Annotated in this window: 1 protein-coding gene; it reads left to right on the top strand. The window is 65.8% G+C overall.

Going from position 1 to position 1686, the window contains the following annotated elements:
* Positions 1-259 precede the first annotated feature (259 nt).
* On the top strand, positions 260-1686 hold a 1427-nt coding region (locus K728_RS0107555; protein ID WP_237742109.1), incomplete at its 3' end, for an HNH endonuclease signature motif containing protein.

The raw sequence follows: 1686 nt of genomic DNA, 5'->3' as shown, positions 1-1686 counted from the left end.
TCCGGGCCCCCTATTTTCCCCTCATACTGTCGGTGCTCGATGATGGAATTGGGGTATGAAAAGCAGTGCAGCTTCTGCTCCCGGATCGGGAATCCCTCCCGAATCCGGCGCGGATTCCGCCTCGACCAGCGGGCCCGCGAACACGGCCACGGGGTCTACTGCGGGAACTCACGCCGGCGCTTCTGCGGCGTCTTCCTCCGGGGCTTCTGTTGGGTCTTCTGCTGGGTATGGTCCGGAGGGACCGCTAGGCGTGGACGCGGTGTGGACAGCACCCACTGTTGAACCGCCGGAGTCGGAGGCTGAGGCTGCGGGTTCGACCGATGCGGATGATGAGGCATCGGATTTTTGGGGAATGGCCTTCGTGCCCGGCGAGCGGGTGCGCTCCAGCGACGAACCTCCCGCCCTGACCGGCCAACTCGGGCTCGCCGCCCCGGCCGGCCTTGACTCTGCCCAGGTCTTGGATGCGTTGAATGACGTCGCCGAGGCGCGGTCATGGCTCGATGCCCAGGAAGCGAAACTGGTTACCCGGATCCTGGACCTGCAAACCGAGCAAACCCGTTGCGGCCGCGGGGCTTTCGGGTTTGAGAAAACCCTGGCCGCAGCCGAGATCGGCGCCACGTTGCACCTGCCGGAGCGGACCGCCGGGTTCCTGGTCGAACACAGCACCCTGCTGACCCGCCACTACCCGGCCACGTTGAACGCGTTAGAGGACGGCAGACTCTCACGCCGCCATGCCTGGGCCGTTGTCGAAGAAGCCACAGACATGCCCGACACCGACCCCGCTCTCGCCGCCGCCTATGAAACCAGGCTGATCGCGTTGGCCGGTCAGACCACCGTGACGAAGTTCTGCCGCCAGGCCCACCGGTTACGCGAAAAACTTCACCCCGAACCCATCAGTAGCCGGCACCGGAAAGCTCTCCGGGAACGCGAGGTGGTCCTGAACGGCGCCCACGACGGGATGGCCTGGCTCGCCGCGTACCTGCCCTCCGAACAGGCGGCCGGGATTTTCCACCGGGTCGATACCGCAGCCCGGGCCTTGCAGGGCCCCGACGAGGCCAGGACTCTCACCCAGCTCAGGGCCGATGTTCTGGTGGATGTCCTCACCAGTGCCGGACCCACCGGACACATGCATGAAGCACCCGACCCAGCTGCTGCCCCCGGCGCTCACCCTGGTGCTGACGCTGGGACCGACCCAGGAGATGACCCCGCTGCTGCCGCTGGGACCGACCCAGGATCCCGGACGAACACCAGCCCCAGTCAGCAGGGGGAGGCCAGCGTGTATTGGGGCGTGCAGGCGAAGGTGTTCGTCACGGTCCCGGTGATGACTCTCCTCGGAGGGGACACCCCGGGTGAACTGGAAGGGTACGGTCCGATTGATCCCGAGACCGCCCGGAAGCTCGCCGGGCACGCACCATCGTTCACCAGGATCCTCACCCACCCCTTCACCGGGGCCAGGCTGGGCGCTGATGCGACCACGTACCGGGTTCCGCAGGACCTGAAGGATGCGGTCCGGGTCAGGGATGGGACGTGTCGGCATCCGGGATGTAACCGGTTGGCGGTGTTCTGCGAACTCGACCACACCACCCCCTGGTCCCAAGGCGGCAAAACGTCCTATTCAAACCTGGCGTCTTTGTGTAAACGCCACCACATGTTCAAAACCGAAGGCTACTGGCACTACCAACAACC

Origin of the sequence: Arthrobacter sp. CAL618, from assembly GCF_000468215.1 — a bacterium.
Taxonomy (GTDB): domain Bacteria; phylum Actinomycetota; class Actinomycetes; order Actinomycetales; family Micrococcaceae; genus Arthrobacter_D.
Note: the sequence above shows the minus strand (reverse complement) of the source record. Positions and strands in the feature narration are given on the sequence as shown.